This window comes from Haloimpatiens lingqiaonensis (assembly GCF_901447495.1).
GTDB lineage: Bacteria > Bacillota > Clostridia > Clostridiales > Clostridiaceae > Haloimpatiens > Haloimpatiens lingqiaonensis.
Genome location: NZ_CABDWS010000171.1, coordinates 1 through 1,307 on the forward strand (window position 1 = coordinate 1; position 1,307 = coordinate 1,307).

The 1,307-nt window shown below is 36.8% G+C and carries 2 protein-coding genes; both read left to right on the forward strand.

Annotated features, from left to right (window positions below):
• Window positions 1–79 precede the first annotated feature (79 nt).
• Window positions 80–415, forward strand: coding sequence for a transposase (locus tag FGK85_RS15125; protein ID WP_072745205.1), 336 nt, complete (start codon window positions 80–82; stop codon window positions 413–415).
• Window positions 416–444: 29 nt separating this feature from the next.
• Window positions 445–1,307, forward strand: an 863-nt coding sequence (locus FGK85_RS15130) for an IS3 family transposase (protein ID WP_341472494.1), incomplete at its 3' end; no start/stop codon positions are given.

The window sequence follows — 1,307 nt, forward strand, 5'->3', positions numbered from 1 at the left end:
ATGATGTTGTATAAATAAAGTTGACACCTTATTCTCGTATAATTCAAAATATAATTAAGAGAATAAGGAGGTGCTTATCATGGCACAAAAACGTTATGACCAGGATTATAAAGTCCAGGCAGTTAAGTTAGCCAAGGAAATTGGTATTAATAAAGCTGCAAAAGAAATAGGAATTGCTCCAAGCACAGTAAGCGGATGGGTAAAAGCCTCTAAAGAAGGCGTACTTGATTTAGGTGCTGGTTCACACACTCCTGATAGTGCTCTTTCCCTTACAGAAGAACTTATGACCCTAAAAAAGCAAGTTAAAGAGCAGAGTAAGGAAATCAAACGTTTGAAGGAAGAGAATGAATTTCTAGAGGAAGCAAGCGCTTTTTTCGCCGCCAGCCGTCGGAAGTCAGTAAAAACTCACGAATGAGATTTATAGCTATTAAGACTAATGACGGCATGATTAAGGGTAAAATATCATTTTATTGTAGGATGCTTAAAGTTAGCCGTCAAGGCTTTCATAATTATCTGGCAAATAAAGATAAACCTTGGAAGTATGAGGCTCTCGCTGAAGAAATGATAAAAATCAATTCTGAAGATGAGTACAATGATACCTATGGAAGAATCCGTATGCATCAAGCCTTACTTCTAAAAAATCCTGAAAATGTCCATATCCCTAGTGAACGTACTGTTTATAGAGTTATGGAGGAAATTGGTCTTAGTCATAAACCTAAACGTAAACCTAATGGTATAACCAAAGCTGACCGTGAAGCCAGAAAATCTGATGATCTTCTTAAGCGTGATTTCAGAGCATCTGAGCCTCTTAAAAAGACTGTAACAGACATATCAGAAATTAAAGCAAAAGATGGTAAACTTTATGTATCTGCAATTTTTGACTGCTATGATTTAGCAGTTCTTGGGCTTTCAATGGATACAAATATGAAAGCCACCTTGTGTGTAAATACTCTTGATAATGCTTTTAAAGCTTATCCTAAACTTAGGGGTGCCATTGTTCACTCTGATAGAGGTACACAGTACACCAGCAATGAATATCGCAATGTAATAAATAAATATGGCATACAGCAAAGTATGAACAGTGATGGTGGCAGATGCCATGACAATGCAAGGTGTGAAAGTATGTGGGCCAGAATGAAAGAAGAGCTGCTTTATGATCGTTACAACACTAAAGAAATGACTGTTGAAGAACTTAAGATTCTTATATGGCGTTATTTCATCAGTTATTGGAACAACAGGAGGATTTGCTCTGCCAATGGTGGGCTACCTCCTATGGTTAAAAGACAGAGATACTATGAATCTCTAAA